Source organism: Nocardia sp. X0981 (assembly GCF_977089955.1).
Genome location: NZ_OZ372435.1, coordinates 4,000,208 through 4,015,123 on the forward strand (window position 1 = coordinate 4,000,208; position 14,916 = coordinate 4,015,123).

The window sequence follows — 14,916 nt, forward strand, 5'->3', positions numbered from 1 at the left end:
TTTGCCGCTGACCTGTACCACTCAGCCGCGAATTCGGGTTGTGTAGTAGGCGACGAAAGCCAAGTGATCTGTCGGAACTCGCGGATTGCCGTCTGCGAGAGTGGATTCGGCAGATCACTACCCCTGCCCGGACGTGTCGCCCCGAAAGGTTCCTGTGCACATCTCTCTGCGTATTCCCGAGATATTCCGTACCGATCCCGGCCCTTCAGACACAGCCAGCCGCTTCTACCACCGGGGCGGTGGCACTGAGACGGCCGCGCGTGTGTGGTCGTTCGCGGCGATGGCCGGTGTTGCCATCACCCTGCACGCTCAAGGCGCGGACCTGGTTACATCATCCGGCGTCGTCGTCGCCCTCGGCGCGGCGGCCGCGCAGCTGACCGCCACACCGGCGAAGGCGGCCACCTCAACGCCGCCGGTCTCCTACGACGCAGGAGACCGGCCCGCCAGATGACTGACACAACAGCTATCCCCTCGACCACCGACCCCGGCGTCTCGGCGGTCGACCCACTACAAACCCTCGCCACCAGAGTCCGCACGCTGCGTGAGATACGGGGCATCAGCCAACGACGCTTGGCCCGGCAAATCATGTACAGCCACACAATCGTCCACCGGGTCGAAAGCTCGATCTGGCCGGTGTCGCGGAACTCGGTACAGAAGATCGGGGAAGGACTCGATGCAACCGCAGCCGAGATGGACGAGTGGTCGGCCTTGTGGGAAGCCGCCTTCGTTTTCCACAGCATCCTGCTGCCAGTCACCGAGACTAACCGCGATCCCCGCGAGAGCCTGCGCCCCGAACAGCTCCAGTTTCTCGAAACTCTCAAGAAGGGGCATCCACACTCTGTAGTAACGTTGGGTTCTGCACTGAGCCCGCAGAGGCCTCGCGGATACCGCCAGCAGCTGTACCTGCCCGTCGCCGACAATATCCAAACAGTGGGTCGCTACGTTGACGCGCTGCGGCAACTGCGTGCCTCGGTTGATAATCCGTCCTACCGCGATATCGCCGCCCGCGCAGCGGCCGTCTCGATCGCTGCGGACGGCTACTCCGTCGGCAAGCTACCCGCCCACACGACATTGCACGATCTGTTCAAGCCCGGCCGCGTCGAACTGCGCTGGGAAGTGGTGCTGATTTTCCTTGCCGGCTGCGGCCTGTCAGCGGATGAGGTCCACCACTGGCACAAAATTTTTCAGCGCCTGCACCATCGACCGAGAGCCAAGTTCATCCGGCAGATCGACGAGTACAGCCCGCCGCCGGCAATCGATCTCAACGGTGTCACCGCAGCATTCGAGTTCGTGGGACTGCTGTGAGTTTGGTTGACTCGCGGGTTTGGTCTTTCAGGCCGCGAGTGCGGGCCGGTTTATTGTCTCAAACTCGATCGGGGTGAGGCGGCCGAGTCGGCGTTGCCGACGGGTGCGGTGGTAGGTCTTCTCGATCCAGACCACGATCGCCATCCGGAGCTCGTCGCGGGTCGCCCACCGCTCCCGGTCGAGAACATTCTTCTGCAGCAACGCGAAGAACGACTCCATAGCAGCGTTGTCACCACACGCCCCGACTCTGCCCATCGAACCTCGTAATCCATTGCTCGACAATGCGTTCACGAACTTCCGAGAGCGAAATTGACTGCCCCTGTCGGAGTGGACGATCGTCGCGGTAGGCGCTCGGAGAGTGACGGCATGGTTCAGTGCCGACACCGCCAACGACGCCTTCATCCGCGAATCGATCGAATACCCGACGATCCGGTTGGAGAACACGTCCTTGACAGCGCATAAATACAGTTTTCCTTCACCGGTGCAGTGCTCGGTGATGTCTGTCAACCACACCGCGTCCGGAACGGCGGCAGTGAAGTGGCGTCCGACGAGGTCGTCGTGGACCGGCGGGCCGGCCTTGCGGTTCAGGCCGCGTTTCTTGGCGAACACACTCCAGATCCGCTGGGCTGAACACAACCGGTGGACCCTGTTCTCGCCCGCACGGATACCGCGGGCAGGCAGCTCGTCGGCGATGAATCGGTAGCCGAAAGCCGGGTCGTCGGCATGGATGTCGAGAGCGGCGTTGATCAGATGGGCGTCGTCCCAATCGCGTTGCGAGACAGGGCATCGTTTCCATTTATAGAACGCTTGGGTGGAGAAGCCGAGTACCCGGCAGGTCACCGCGACGGGGATACCGTCAGCGGCCAGGTCGAGGACCAGCGGGTAACTCATTTTGGGTTGACGTCACGCGAGAAATAGGCGACCGCGCGGCGCATGACCTCGGCTTCTTGTTCCAACTGACGGATCCGTTTACGCGCTTCGCGCAGCTCGGCCGACTCGTCACGGGTGGCGCCGGGCCGGTGGCCGTCGTCGATATCGGCTTGCTTGAGCCAGTTCTTCACACAGCTCTGCGATATTCCGAAGTCCTTCGCGATCTGGGTCAACGAGATCTCGCCCTTACGGGCGACCGCGACGATGTCACGGCGGAACTCTTCGGGATATGGCTTCGGCATGAGGGACATCCTTCCAGCGAGGAGCGATCCTCACAGGTCAGGAGTCAACCAAACCGGGGGCAGTCCCCGTCGACAAGATGCGCGAGCTAGCTAGAGCGTCCGGACGCAGCATGGAAAAAGTCCTGGCCACGGCAAAGCAGCACCCGGGCACCTACCTGCCTTGTCGCTCTGCCGTCTTTGCTCGCTTCCGTGACGCTGAGCAGTCCAACATATTGGTGGAACGTAACGTCGTGGTCGGCTTCCTACGCGGCTGCTACTGCCGCACCCAGCAGGGATACCGCTGCGTACCCGACTGCAAGGCCGACCTGATCGAGCCTTGGATGCGGGTCTACGACAGCCTGCACGGACGAAAGCGGGATCTATACGACCCTCCCGGGCTTCCACGCATTAGCCGCACTATAGAGAATCTGAACGCTCGCCTACACGAAAACCGGCTAGCCACGCCCATGGCCTACAGAAGGCCGTAGGCTAACAATTGCCACCGGGATAGACGGTAAACCGCCCATAAGCTGGGTGAATGGAGTCATCAGCCGGCACCTCATATTGCTTGGCTCCGTCTTTCGGGTAGGGCTGGCCGGGGTGAGGCCGCGCTCCGCCAGCCTGGACGCGCCTCGGCCGACGGGGTCGAAGGGAGCTTCCTACTGTCGGTCACGGCGAGAGGTGCGAGTGCGGGTGGCCTTCCAGATCGCGTGATCGATTTTCCCAGGCAGTCATCCGACGTGCCCGGCAAACCTCTGGCGAAGGACACCGACCCGGTGCTGGCGCGGGAGCGGGCGCCGGCACCTTCGGCTCGTCGAGCCATAGTGCCCATAGCGGCTCTACAGCCGATACCGTCCCGGTGATGCTGGAGGACAGGGGTCCTCGGTGACGCCCGGTCCAGCCCGCTCGGTTGCGGGCCGGACCGGTGGGGTGCTCGGCGCGTGCGTTGTTCGGCGATTCCATGGTTGTGTTCAGGTGGTTAGGTCGATGAGCTGGTAGTTGTAGGCGCCGGAGTGTCCGCGCGGGCCTATCTCGTCCGAGTCGGTACGGTCCCCGTCACTATGGTGCGTCGATCTGATCCGCCAGTTTCTGGATGTGACGGCGCACGTCGGCGGCGTTCACGCGCCCACTGGTGAGAGTGAACGAGTTTCCTCCGAGGATGAGAGTGATGGCGACGGTAGGGCGCTGATGGGTCAGCCAGGTCGTGAGCGATTGCGCCAGCTCTGGAATAACTCGCCCAGCGGCGCCAGCGCCGAACGTAAGAGCGACCCACTCGGATACCGCGTGCGTTTCGCCCTCACGCGCCGGATTGTCCTGGAGGTATGCTCGACCTCGTAAAACCTGGTCACGACGCAGCCAGGCCAACAGTTGCGTCGCGGTGTCAGGCCCGCCTTCGGTTCGGATCAGCAGTTGTCGGTCGAGATCCCGCTTGAGATCCCAGTGTCGTTGCGCGTTGCGTGCCGCGGCCAGAACCTTCAGTGCGGCTTCTGTCAGTTCATGGTCCTCGGCGGCACCAGCGTCCGTCAGTTGCGCTACGAGCTTCTGCCCATACGAACCGGGAGACAAGCTGGCGACCTTGAGGTCCACCCCAGGATATCTGTGAGTCAGGATCCGGAACAACGGCAGAGAGGCGACCTTCATCTCAGGTGTCCACGGCCGCCGTGGGTCATCGCCTACGACGATGCCGGCGGCCAGCACGACCAAATCGACCCGTCGATCTCTGGGCATCCACCCTGGGGTCCACCACTCGGCCACCAAGTTCAAGAGTCTTCCCACCTCGATGGTGGCGAGCCGCAGAGGCTGAGGCATGTTCTGCCAGGCCCAGTCCCAGTGGACAGCTGCGGCCCTGAAGTCAGGTTCGGGACCGCTCAAGGTGTCGATCACATAGCTGACCCCAGCGAGGTCGACATCTTGTTCCTGGCCAGCATGATCGGCGAGAACGTCACGCACTACTACGAGCGTCTTCAGCATGGCGTCGATGTCCACTCCCTCCGGGGAGGGCATGTCACCGTGGAGGTGCCCGGAGCCGAGGGTGTGCGGAGCGACGACCGAGGAACCGAGGGTATGCCCGCGGACTGCCTCGGTTTCGGACTGATTCGAGGGTCCTTCGCCACGCACAGAATCCAGCGACGAGCTGAGGCTGCGCGCTCGGGCTTTGGCCGTGTTCAGGCGGAGATGCGCGGATACATAACCGGCCCGCCGGCTGCGGTACTCGTCCGGTGCCGCCGCAGTGAATGCCGGGGAGGAGCCAGCCAGCGCGGAAAGCAGCCGCCGACCATAACCGGGGCGGGTCACAGCAAGGGTTGGGCCGGGCGTGAATGCCGGGGAGGAGCCGGCCAGTGCAGAGAGCAGTCGACGGCCGCGGTTACGGTGCATCAATCTCACCAACCTGTGTGTCGCTCTCGCCAGGTATCAACGACTCTACGTACTTGCTGACTTTCTTCACCACCACAGGCGTGGCCGTGCCGATCCCGAACGCGACCAGAATGTTCGGAGCGATCAGTCCGCTGCCGAGGACCGCGGTAGCGGTAGCAGCGCCGATACCGAGATGGATGAGGACCGATACCGCGTACACGCCGCCCCCGGGACCTTGAGGCTCAGGCCAGGGCCACCCCTTCGCTCTCCTGCTCGCTTCCAGGAACACCAGCCCACAGTTGACTGCCGCCCCGACACAGCCCCACAGGGCGTCCAGCCACATAGGGGAACGATAGGCCGAATCAACGAAAAGAAGTATAGATTGGCTATAGGTCGTGGCTCACTCCGCTAACCTCCCCTGTTCACGCCAATTCCGGCACGAAGTGCCGGAATTGGCGAAAGGGTGCTCTGACCTGCGATAGTTCGATTTGTTGAGGATCGAAGATCGAGGTTGTGGAGCACCCTTTCGGTGAGTGAGTCTATGTCGTGGTATCCGTCGCTGAAAATCGAGGACGGTGGACCGAGTGTCGTGTCGCAGGCCGGGGCAGGTGTGCTGCTGCGGACTGCGGAGAAGACCGGCCTGACCGGGGAGTTATCGGATGCCTTCGCGTCGTGGCGTAGACCCGGCGCTGTGCACGATCCCGGTAAGATCGTGCTCGATCTGGCGGTGATGCTCGCGGTCGGTGGTGATTGTGTCTCGGACCTGGCGGTGCTGCGGGGCGAGCCCGGTGTATTCGGTGCGGTGGCCTCGGATCCGACGGTGTCACGACTGATCGCGACCTTGACCGAGGACACTCCGAAAGTGCTGGCGGCCATAGCGTCTGCTCGCGCGCAAGCGCGAGCGCGAGCGTGGGAATCTGCGGGAGCCGCCGCCCCCGATCACGGGATCGATGCCTACGCGCCATTGACGATCGATCTCGATGCCACCTTGACCGAGGCGTACTCGGAGAAAGAACACGCGGCGCCGACATTCAAGCGAGGCTATGGTTTCCACCCGCTCTGGGCGTTCATCGACCACGGCCGCAGCGGCACCGGGGAACCGGCGGCGGTGATGCTGCGCCCAGGCAACGCCGGTTCCAACACCGCCCACGACCACAAACAAGTCCTCGCCGATGCGCTGGCGCAGCTGCCGCAGGTCACCGAGTGGCGAGCGGGGCACAAAGTGCTGGTCCGCGCCGATTCCGGAGGCGGCACCCACGATTTCCTCGACTACTGCCACCGCCGCCGAGTCCAATACTCGATCGGATTCACCCTCACCGACGATATCGTCGCGGCCATGCAGGCCGGCCTCACCGCCGCCGAGTGGATCCCGGCCTGCGAGCCGATGGTGTGCTGCGGCTCGGTGCCTGGGTAGCCGAAGTCACCGGGATCGTCGGTCTGGCGGGCTGGCCACCGGGCATGCGGTTGATCGTCCGGAAAGAACGCCCGCACCCTGGTGCGCAACTGCGGTTCACCGACCACGACGGGCACCGGCTCACAGCGTTCGTCACCAATACCCGAGGCGGGCACCTGCCGGACCTGGAACTACGACACCGGCGCCGAGCACGCTGCGAAGACCGTATCCGCGCGGCGAAGGACACCGGCGGACGCAACCTCCCGTTCCGCGGGTTCGCCGCCAACCGTATTTGGCTGGCCGTGGTCACCCTCGCTATGGACCTGATCGCCTGGACACAAATCCTGGCCCTCGCTGACCACCCCGCTCGCCGATGGGAACCCAAAACACTGCGGCTGCGGCTGTTCTCGATCCCCGCTCGCCTCGTCCGCCACGCCCGCCGCGTCCACCTGCGACTGTCGGCCCACCACCCGTGGGCCGGTCTCGCCTTCACCACCTTCGGACGCCTGTCAGCCCCCTGACCAGCATCAACTTCCCCTGCAACCAGGAAAGGCGAATCACTCCGGGCCCGTGGAACCCGGCAGTCAACCCGCTGTTCGGGGCAGCTGACGCTGCCCCGAACAGCGAAAACAACCACCCGAACCCGATCAGACCACCTGACACCCCTCACGAAAAATCGAGGCTAACACGAGGCCCGCGCCGAAGGATGGGCGGTGAACCACAAGAAGATTCAGCGCCTGTGGCGGGCCGAGGGGCTGCGGGTGCCGGTGCGGCGGCGCCGCAAACGCCTCGGCGCCTCCACTGTCACCGAAGTGACCGCGGACGCGCCGAATCGAGTGTGGGCGATCGATTTCCAGTTCGACGCCACCGACGACGGCCGACCGGTGAAGATCGTGTCCATCGTCGACGAGCACACCCGTGAATGCCTGGGTGGGTTGGTGGAGCGCTCGATCACCGCCGACAGGTTGATCGACGAGCTCGACCGCATCGCGGCCGGCCGGGGCTATCCCGCGGTGCTGCGTTGTGACAACGGACCGGAGCTGGCGTACTCGGTGATGGCCGATTGGGCTGGTGAACGTGTCGGGTTGGCGTTCATTCCGCCTGGTCAGCCCTGGCGCAACGGCTACATCGAGTCGTTCAACGGACGTCTTCGCGACGAATGCCTCAACATCAACAGCTTCTGGTCACTGACCCAGGCCCGGGTCGTGATCACCGATTGGAAACCGACTACAACCAGCGGCGGCGGCATTCGGCCCTGGGATATCGCACCCCGGCCGGATACGCTGCCATCTGCACGCATCAATGACCGGCTCTCACAGCCCGTGGACCGATCACGGGGTCCTGTCAGTCACCCTGGACCGTCGGTCCGACGTTGTCTCACGGCTGGTGTACGGAGTGACTGCTGGTGACGGTCCGGTGTACACCGCGACTTCGACATCGGTCAGCTGGTCAGTTCGTCTTCCCATCCGGCGAAGCGTGCACGCATCGTGGCGAGCTTGTTCGCGTCGATTCCGTAGGCGGTGAAGTCGCGGTCGGAAATCCTGCGCAGGAACGACAGGGACTCGGCGAACATCGACGAATCGAAGCCGGGGTTGTGTTCGGTGGCGATCGCGATCAACTGCTGCTGTGAATAGCGCCCGCTGCCGAGTATCGCGTCGATGTCGAGGTAGTCGCGTGGTGCCCATCGGTTGAACAGGGCATCCATCTTGCCGGCTACCGCGTCGTCGGGGTGCAGGACGGGCCCGACCTCGAGCAGCACCGGCGACTGCGAGCGCCAGAACACACCGAGGTCGACTTTGGAGGCGTAGCCGTCCGGGTAGGTGACCGTGAGCTGCACCAGATCCGGGGTCCGACGAACAACCGTGACCGAGTGCCCGGCGGCCTCGAACGCAGCGATCACGTCATCGGCCACCTCGCCGGGAGTTCCACGAACATCGGAGAACAGGTCGACATCCTCCGACGGTCGTGTGCCCATCCCATGGAGCACTACTGCGTGTCCGCCACCGAGGACGAAGCCTCGGCGGCCGACGGTTTGCAGTGCGATCCGAGCCAGTTCGTGCTGCCGCGGGTCCATCAGGCAGTAGCTCGGAGCTGCGGAAATGCCCTCTCCCACAGTGCGCGCACCGGCCGTGCCGGGCGCATCTGCGGCCAGGTCATCGCCAGCAGGCGGCCGTTGACCAGTTCCCGCAGATTCTGCGTCGTGCCCTCGTCCAGCACGATTTTGTAGACGGCTGCACGGTCGTAGTCGTCGTCCAGGTCGAATTCCCGTCGGCCGCTCCAGGCCAGTTCGATCGGCAGCCGGAGTACCCCGTGTTCGGGGCCACGCAGTTCACTCAGCGAGTCGACGACCTCATATGGTCTGACCTCGCTGAAGCTGAACGGGGCATCGCTGGGACTGGACATGTACATAGTGTGCCGTAGCCCTTCGCTGCGTGTAAACCTGCCACCGGCGAGGTCCGAACTGTTCCGCAGGTTCCCCCGCGGTTGGTGACGGGGATCAGCTGACCGTTGTGTTGTCCGCGCATGCGGAACTCGTTCAGCTCGCGCCGGGGATGGTGGCTCAATGCGTGGTCTGCCGGCGTGGGTCGGGGAATCCGAGTTCGGTGTAGCCGGGGGCGCGTTGTTGGAGGGTTCTGGCGAGGACGGGTGTGTGGGTGTCGTGGTAGTCGTGGACGGTGGCGGTGGTTTTGCCGGGGTGGGCGCGGGTGATGCGGCCGACGTATTGGATGAGGCGACCTTTGAATTTCACGGGTGCGGCCAGGAACAGGGTCTCCAGGGCGGGGCAGTCGAATCCCTCGCCGATATAGGAGCCGGTGCCCACGATCAGTAGCGGTTCTCTCTTGTTGAGGCGGGTGGTGATGGTGTCGTGCGCGGTGCGGCGTTGGCCGACGTTCATGCCGCCGCGCAGGGTGATGATGCCGGTGATGCCCTCGCTGGCCAGTCGGTCGGTGAGGGTGTTGAGGTGGTTGATCCAGGTGGTGAGGACGAGGATGTTCGCGCCGGCTCGGAGCCGCCGGTGACCTCGACTGGAGCGCGGCGATCCTGGACGCGGCGAGCGTACGAGCGAAAAGGGGGATCATCGACCGGCCGCAGCCCGGTCGACCGCGGCAAGAAAGGCTCCAAGATCCACATCATCTCGGACGCGAACGGGATACCGCCGGTCACCGGCGTTTCCGCCGCGAACACCCACGATTCGGTGATGCTGCAACCGATGGTCGAACTGATCTCGAGGGTGCGCTCGCGGCGCGGACCGCGCCGCGGGAAACCTGCCGAACTACGCGCCGACAAGGGATATGACTTCGACGTTCACCGCCGCTGGCTCCGTGCTCGCGGGATCGTGCCCCGGATCGCTCGTCGTGGGATCGAGGATCCCACGAGGCTGGGCCGGCATGGATGGAAGATCGAGCGCACGATCGCCTGGCTGACCGGATACCGGCGATTGACAATCCGCTACGAACGCCACGGCCATCTCTTCGCAGCATTTCTACAACTCGCCTCAGCTCTCACCTGCTACGAGAAACTCTCCACGTAAGACATCCTCTTAGGTTCGGCGAGCATTCGAGTCGCTATGCGATCTGCGGCGGGGTAGATCGCCGGTGAGGCGGTCTGCCGACGCGAGCGGGATCGGCTCGAACATCGAGGGCTCCTGGGCGGGGAACAGCGCGGTCGGACCGTAGATCCAGTCGGTGAACGAGTAGTCGTCGATGGCGCGGGCCCGCAGCAGCGCATTGCGCTGCTCGCGCTCGCGGCCGTCCAGATGCCACAGTTCGCCCCAGGCGCGGGCGGTGGTGAGAACCCGGCGGCAGTGCTCGGGGCGCACCGCCTCGTAGGCCGACAGCGCCGCGGCCCAGTCGATCACGCCGTTCGTGTCGCGCCGCCGTTTCGCGTGCTCGGCCAGCACCCAGCCGTCCTCGATGGCCATGATCGCGCCCTGGGCCATGTACTGCAGCGGCGGGTGGGCGGCGTCGCCGAGCAAGGCGATGCGGCCGTCGACCCAGGTGTCGATGGGGTCGCGGTCGAACATGCGCCACCACTTGTCGCGCCACATGTGCGGCAAGCCCTGCTGCACGAATTCGCAGGTTCCGGCGAAGGCGGTGTCGAGTTCGTCGGGCGTGCCCCAATCGTCCTGTCCGGCCAGCGCTTTGGGGGATTGGAAGACGGCGACCTGATTGAGCAGGGCGCCGCCGCGCAGGCCGTAGTGCACGAAATGGCAGCGGGGGCCGACGTAGACGGCCACCTCGGACAGGTCCATCGGGCGGTCGACCTCGGTGATCGGCACGGTGCCGCGGTAGGCGACATAGGCCGAGGAGACGGGCTGGTCGTCGACGAGGAGCTTGCGGGCCACCGAGTGCAGGCCGTCGGCGGCGATCACCAGTTCGGCCTCGTGGACCTCGCCGGACTCGGTGGTGGCGCGGGCCGTGTCAGCGTCCTGGGTGTAGGCGACGACGCGCTGCTCGGTGCGCAGTTCGACGCCCGCCTTCCGGCACGCCTCGAGGAAGAGAGCGTGCAGGTCGCTGCGGTGGATGACCAGGTACGGGAAGCCGTACTCGCGTTCCAGGTCGCGCAGGTCGAGGGCGGTCAGTTCGTCGCCGTCGACGGCATCGCGCATGACCATGCGGTCGGGCACGACGCCGCGTGCCTTCACCTCGTCCAGCAGACCGTAGTCGTCGAGGATGCGGGTGCAGTTCGGCGCCAGCTGCAAACCCGCCCCGACCTCGCCGAACTCTTTGGCGCGCTCGAGCACCCGGATCTTCAGTCCGAGCCGCGAGAGAGCGAAAGCGGCGCTGAGACCGCCGATTCCGCCACCGACGACGAGCACGTCGATCGAGTTGTCAGGGGTGCGCACGGCACCCTCCTCTCAGAGCCAAGGGCCGAGGTCGGTGACGTCGGCGAGGGAGTGCGGGCGGCCGGCGAGGTAGGCGGCGATCTCGGGCAGCGGCCCGTCCGGGATATCGGCGAGCTCCTGTCCGCGCTTGCCCCGGATGTCGATGATCAGCGCGGACAGGAACTCGTCGGGCAGGTCGGCGAAGGTTACGCCCGTGCCGAGATCGACGGCATGGACGCAGACCTCACGTGCCCGCAGCCACGGGATCTCCGTGGCTGGCACGGTCCGGCCCTGCGCGGTGACGACCTCGGCCTGCCACTGGCCGGTGGTCAGCTCGTCCATCGCGGCGGCGAGGGTGGCCGCGGCGGTGTTCAGCCAGGTCGTCAGGTCGGTGGCCGGGCGCAATGCGCCCGCCTCGATGTCGGCGGCACGCTGATCCATCGAGGAATACATGGGGGTGGGCTCGCCGGTTCGCGCCCAGTGCACCAGATTGCCGAGCGCGTCGGCATTGGCGGCCACGTGCGCGACGAGGTGCTTGCGGGTCCAGCCGGGCAGGATGCTCGGCGCGGACATCGACTGCTCGTCGAGGGCGGCGGCCTGTTCGGTGAGCAGGTGGGTGCCGTGCTCGGCCCACCTCAGGGCATCGGCATGGGTGCGGGCCATCACGCGACAACCCGACTCGTGCAGGCGCCGAGGCCGGAGATCCGGGTCACCACGGTCTCGCCGCCGGTCAGGTAGACCTTCGGGTCGCGGGCGTGGCCGACGCCGGCCGGGGTGCCGGTGGCGATCAGATCGCCCGGGTTCAGGCGGATGACGGTGGAGATGTACTGCACCAGGTGCACCGGGTCGAACAGCAGGGTGCCGGTGTCGTCGGATTGCATGACCTGGTCGTTCACCAGGGTCTCGACCTGCAGGGCCGGGCGGACGCCGCCGACCTCGTCGGGGGTCACCAGGTAGGGGCCGACCGGGGTGGAGGAGTCCCAGATCTTGCCCTGGGTCCACTCGATGGTGCGGAACTGCCAGTCGCGCACCGACACGTCGTTCATGACGGTGAAGCCGGCGATGGCGGCGGCCGCCTCCTCTTCGCTCGCGCGGCGGACCGGCTTGCCGACGACCACCACCAGCTCGACCTCCCAGTCCAGGGCCTCGGTCTCGGTGGGCTTGACGATCGGGTCGTTCGGGCCGATCAGCGAGTCGGCGAACTTCGGGAACAGGGTCGGGTAGGCGGGCAGCTCGCGGCCCATCTCCTTGATGTGATTGGTGTAGTTGTGCCCGACGCAGATCACCTTGGACGGGGCGGGCACCACCGGCGCGAGATCGGCGTCATCGGCCGGGTAGGTCCTTGCCGTGGCCTCGGCGGCGATGGTGGCCCAATCGTCCTGGGCGAGCAGGGCGCCCAGATCGTCGTAGCCGAGGTCGACCAGCACGTCGCCGTCGAGGCGGACGGCGCGGGTGCCGCCGTCGACGCGGAGGGTGGCGAGCTTCATCGGATGGTCTCCTGACGGTCGAGCCGGAGCGCCTCGAAGACGGGCGCGTCCGAGAAACGGAAGAGGTCGAGTGAGCCGGAGCCGGAGTCGGTGCTGCCTGCCTCGGACTTGGCGGAGAAGGGTTCCCACGAGGGCACGACGAACAGGTCGCCGCGGGTGACCGACCAGGTCTTGTCGCCGACGGTGACCGTGCCGGAGCCGTCGAACACCTGGTAGACCGACGAACCGGTCTCGCGGATCGGGGTGGTCTCCGCGCCGCGGGCGACCCGATGGAACTCGGCGCGGATGGTCGGCAGCACATCGCTGCCGTCGTGCGGATTGGAGAAACGGACGGCGGCGTGGCCGGGCTCGACGGTGCCGCCGTAGCCCTCCTTCTCCATCTGGAGCTGATCGGTCAGCGCGGCGTCGGTGTGCTCCCACTTGTAGGCCAGCAGCGGCGAGCCGGGCGCGACCTCGCCGACCGACAGCGGGCGCAGGCCCGGATGACCCCAGAGTCGTTCCGAGCGTGAGCGTTCCGGCGTGATCCGCTCCGCGTCGCTGAGCACTTCCCGGCCGAACTGGAAGAACTGCGACTCCACCACGTACTGGAACGGGATGTCGAGCCCGTCGATCCAGGCCATCGGTTCGGAGGTCGCGTTGTGGTGGGCGTGCCAGTTCCAGCCCGCCTGCGGCAGGAAGTCGCCGCGGCGCATCGGCACGGCGTCGCCGACCGCCGTGTCGCCGGTGCCGCCGACCACGGTCCACACGCCGGAGCCTTCGACCACGAAGCGGAAGGCGTGCTGGGTGTGGCGGTGCTCGGGGGCGTCCTCGCCGGGCATCAGGTATTGGATCGCCGCCCACAGCGTCGGGCTCGCGAACGGCCTGCCGCCCAGCGCGGGGTTGGCGAGCGCGATCGCCCGGCGCTCGCCGCCGCGGCCGACAGGCACGAGGTCGCCCGCCTGCTCGGCCAGGCGCAGCAGATTCTCCCAGCGCCACAGGTGCGGCACCGCGCGCGACCGAGGATGCGCGGGCATCAAGTCGCCGATCTCGGTCCACAGCGGGACCAGCAGCTCCCGCTCGAAGCCGCGGTAGAGCTCCTTCAGCGCGGGAGTCACGTCCGGCTGTCCGGGCGCGTCGATCGCCCGCAGACGGACAGGGGTGTCACTCGTGGTCATATCACCTACAGTGGCGCGTGACCGTTGATCAGAACATGAAATTCTGGAGAGCAGAACGAGGGGAGTGCGCGTGGAACCGAAGAATCCGCCCGCCTACGTCGTGACCAGCGTCGACCACGCGCTGCGCGCCGCAGCCATGCTGCAACTGGAGGGCGGGCTGACGGTCAGTCAGGTCGCCGATCGGCTCGGCGTGGCCCGTTCGACCGCGCACCGCCTGCTCCAGACGCTGGTCTACCGCGATTTCGCCGTCCAGGACGACCAGCGCGTCTACCACCCCGGCCCGATCCTCGAACTCGCCACGCACTCGCAGTCCCGCGCGTCTCGCCTGCGCGCGATCGCCCTGCCACACCTGCAACGGCTGGTCGACCTGGTGGGGGAGTCGGCGAACCTGACGATCCGCACCGGCGACACCGCCCGCTTCATCGCCAGCGTCGAATGCGGGCAGGCGCTGCGGGTCGGTTCCCGCGAGGGCATGGTCTTCCCCGCCCACCGCGTCACCGCGGGCCTCATCCTGCTCGCCGACCTCGATCCCGCCGAGGTCGACGCGCTGTACTCCGAGCAGCGCTACGCCGAACGTCCCGGTGAGCGTCCCGACATGCAGGCCCTGCGCGCCCAGCTGACCCGGGTCCGCAAAGTCGGCTTCGCCCTCAACAACGGGCTCTCCGAACGCGGCGTGGTCGCCGTCGGGGTGCCGGTGCGCGACGCCGACGGTAAGGCCGTCGCCGGTCTGTCGATTTCCCTGCCGAGCGTCCGCTACGACCGCAGGCAGCTACCCGCCCTGGTCGCTACCCTGCACCGCTCGGCAGGGGCCATCGAAGCCGACCGCGGGAACTGAACCGCCCGATCGACGCATCGCAGCAGGTCTCCGAGCACATCGCCGAGATCGACGGCAGCGCCGCGGGCCGGTCGGGCTGCCGGTGGGCTCGGCAGGTCCAGCAATTCGGGGCGGGCAGCCAAACGCCGCCACTGCCGAGCGGGCTCGGGCGTGAGTCACCGCGAACGCAGATCGAGCAGCCCGCACGCAGGCGAATCGCGAGTGGTCGGCGTACTGGTGACAGGCCGCCCACGGGACGTGTCCCTGTATGTCCGGATCGGAGACCCTGACCTCGATCCGTGTGGTGAAACACCATGGCCGGAGCATCCTCTGCCCCGACAAAGAGTCAGGACTGTACTTCTAAGGACTGCACTCCTGACTTCCCTAGCGGTATGCATGCATCATGTGAATGGACCGCATGCAGAACATTTG

The 14,916-nt window shown here is 66.2% G+C and carries 13 protein-coding genes and 3 pseudogenes; 6 read left to right on the forward strand and 10 right to left on the reverse strand.

Annotated features, from left to right (window positions below; translation table 11 throughout):
- Positions 1–154: 154 nt before the first annotated feature.
- A complete protein-coding gene (locus ACYR7D_RS18010; protein WP_357418850.1) occupies positions 155–451 on the forward strand; it encodes a hypothetical protein in 297 nt (98 codons plus the stop codon).
- Entirely contained in the window at positions 448–1,305 is an 858-nt protein-coding gene (locus ACYR7D_RS18015; protein ID WP_459545741.1) for a helix-turn-helix domain-containing protein, read from the forward strand. The genes ACYR7D_RS18010 and ACYR7D_RS18015 overlap by 4 nt, the downstream gene beginning before the upstream one ends.
- 27 nt (positions 1,306–1,332) lie before the next feature.
- Here ACYR7D_RS18015 and ACYR7D_RS18020 read toward each other — a convergent pair.
- The 3 genes from ACYR7D_RS18020 to ACYR7D_RS18030 all read right to left on the reverse strand — a co-directional run bounded on the left by ACYR7D_RS18020 (position 1,333) and on the right by ACYR7D_RS18030 (position 5,154).
- A protein-coding gene (locus ACYR7D_RS18020; RefSeq protein WP_459545742.1) for an IS3 family transposase occupies positions 1,333–2,477 on the reverse strand; the annotation gives its coding sequence in 2 pieces (ribosomal slippage) (positions 1,333–2,198 and positions 2,198–2,477; 1,146 coding nt in all).
- Between the two features lie 1,038 nt (positions 2,478–3,515).
- Positions 3,516–4,442, reverse strand: coding sequence for an effector-associated constant component EACC1 (locus ACYR7D_RS18025; protein ID WP_459545743.1), 927 nt, complete (start codon positions 4,440–4,442; stop codon positions 3,516–3,518).
- A gap of 379 nt (positions 4,443–4,821) precedes the next feature.
- A complete protein-coding gene (locus ACYR7D_RS18030) occupies positions 4,822–5,154 on the reverse strand; it encodes a hypothetical protein (RefSeq protein ID WP_357418848.1) in 333 nt (110 codons plus the stop codon).
- 186 nt (positions 5,155–5,340) lie between these two features.
- Here ACYR7D_RS18030 and ACYR7D_RS18035 point away from each other — a divergent pair.
- A pseudogene (locus ACYR7D_RS18035) lies at positions 5,341–6,725 on the forward strand (IS1380 family transposase).
- A 165-nt stretch (positions 6,726–6,890) separates the two neighbouring features.
- Positions 6,891–7,510 (forward strand): annotated as a pseudogene (locus ACYR7D_RS18040) (IS3 family transposase); the annotation flags it as partial.
- Between the two features lie 135 nt (positions 7,511–7,645).
- Here the strand turns inward: ACYR7D_RS18040 and ACYR7D_RS18045 are convergent.
- The 3 genes from ACYR7D_RS18045 to ACYR7D_RS18055 form a co-directional block, all read right to left on the reverse strand.
- Complete coding sequence (locus ACYR7D_RS18045; RefSeq protein WP_459545744.1) at positions 7,646–8,278, reverse strand: nucleotidyl transferase AbiEii/AbiGii toxin family protein; 633 nt, start codon at positions 8,276–8,278, stop codon at positions 7,646–7,648.
- On the reverse strand, positions 8,278–8,607 hold the full coding sequence (locus ACYR7D_RS18050; protein ID WP_459545745.1) for a hypothetical protein: 330 nt from the start codon (positions 8,605–8,607) through the stop codon (positions 8,278–8,280). The genes ACYR7D_RS18045 and ACYR7D_RS18050 overlap by 1 nt, the downstream gene beginning before the upstream one ends.
- 157 nt (positions 8,608–8,764) lie before the next feature.
- Positions 8,765–9,100, reverse strand: coding sequence for a DEAD/DEAH box helicase (locus tag ACYR7D_RS18055; protein WP_459550330.1), 336 nt, complete (start codon positions 9,098–9,100; stop codon positions 8,765–8,767).
- Between the two features lie 104 nt (positions 9,101–9,204).
- Here ACYR7D_RS18055 and ACYR7D_RS18060 point away from each other — a divergent pair.
- A pseudogene (locus tag ACYR7D_RS18060) lies at positions 9,205–9,736 on the forward strand (IS5 family transposase); the annotation flags it as partial.
- 9 nt (positions 9,737–9,745) lie between these two features.
- Here the strand turns inward: ACYR7D_RS18060 and ACYR7D_RS18065 are convergent.
- The 4 genes from ACYR7D_RS18065 to ACYR7D_RS18080 are packed head-to-tail and all read right to left on the reverse strand — an operon-like array spanning position 9,746 to position 13,670.
- Complete coding sequence (locus ACYR7D_RS18065; protein ID WP_459545746.1) at positions 9,746–11,050, reverse strand: FAD-dependent monooxygenase; 1,305 nt, start codon at positions 11,048–11,050, stop codon at positions 9,746–9,748.
- Between the two features lie 12 nt (positions 11,051–11,062).
- Entirely contained in the window at positions 11,063–11,692 is a 630-nt protein-coding gene (locus tag ACYR7D_RS18070) for a maleylpyruvate isomerase N-terminal domain-containing protein (RefSeq protein ID WP_459550206.1), read from the reverse strand.
- On the reverse strand, positions 11,692–12,516 hold the full coding sequence (locus ACYR7D_RS18075) for a fumarylacetoacetate hydrolase family protein (protein WP_459545747.1): 825 nt from the start codon (positions 12,514–12,516) through the stop codon (positions 11,692–11,694). The genes ACYR7D_RS18070 and ACYR7D_RS18075 overlap by 1 nt, the downstream gene beginning before the upstream one ends.
- Positions 12,513–13,670: a cupin domain-containing protein gene (locus tag ACYR7D_RS18080; RefSeq protein ID WP_459545748.1), complete on the reverse strand. Its 1,158-nt coding sequence runs from the start codon at positions 13,668–13,670 to the stop codon at positions 12,513–12,515. The genes ACYR7D_RS18075 and ACYR7D_RS18080 overlap by 4 nt, the downstream gene beginning before the upstream one ends.
- A gap of 70 nt (positions 13,671–13,740) precedes the next feature.
- Here ACYR7D_RS18080 and ACYR7D_RS18085 point away from each other — a divergent pair, with 70 nt between their 5' ends.
- Complete coding sequence (locus tag ACYR7D_RS18085) at positions 13,741–14,505, forward strand: IclR family transcriptional regulator (RefSeq protein ID WP_459545749.1); 765 nt, start codon at positions 13,741–13,743, stop codon at positions 14,503–14,505.
- The last annotated feature ends 411 nt before the right edge of the window (positions 14,506–14,916 follow it).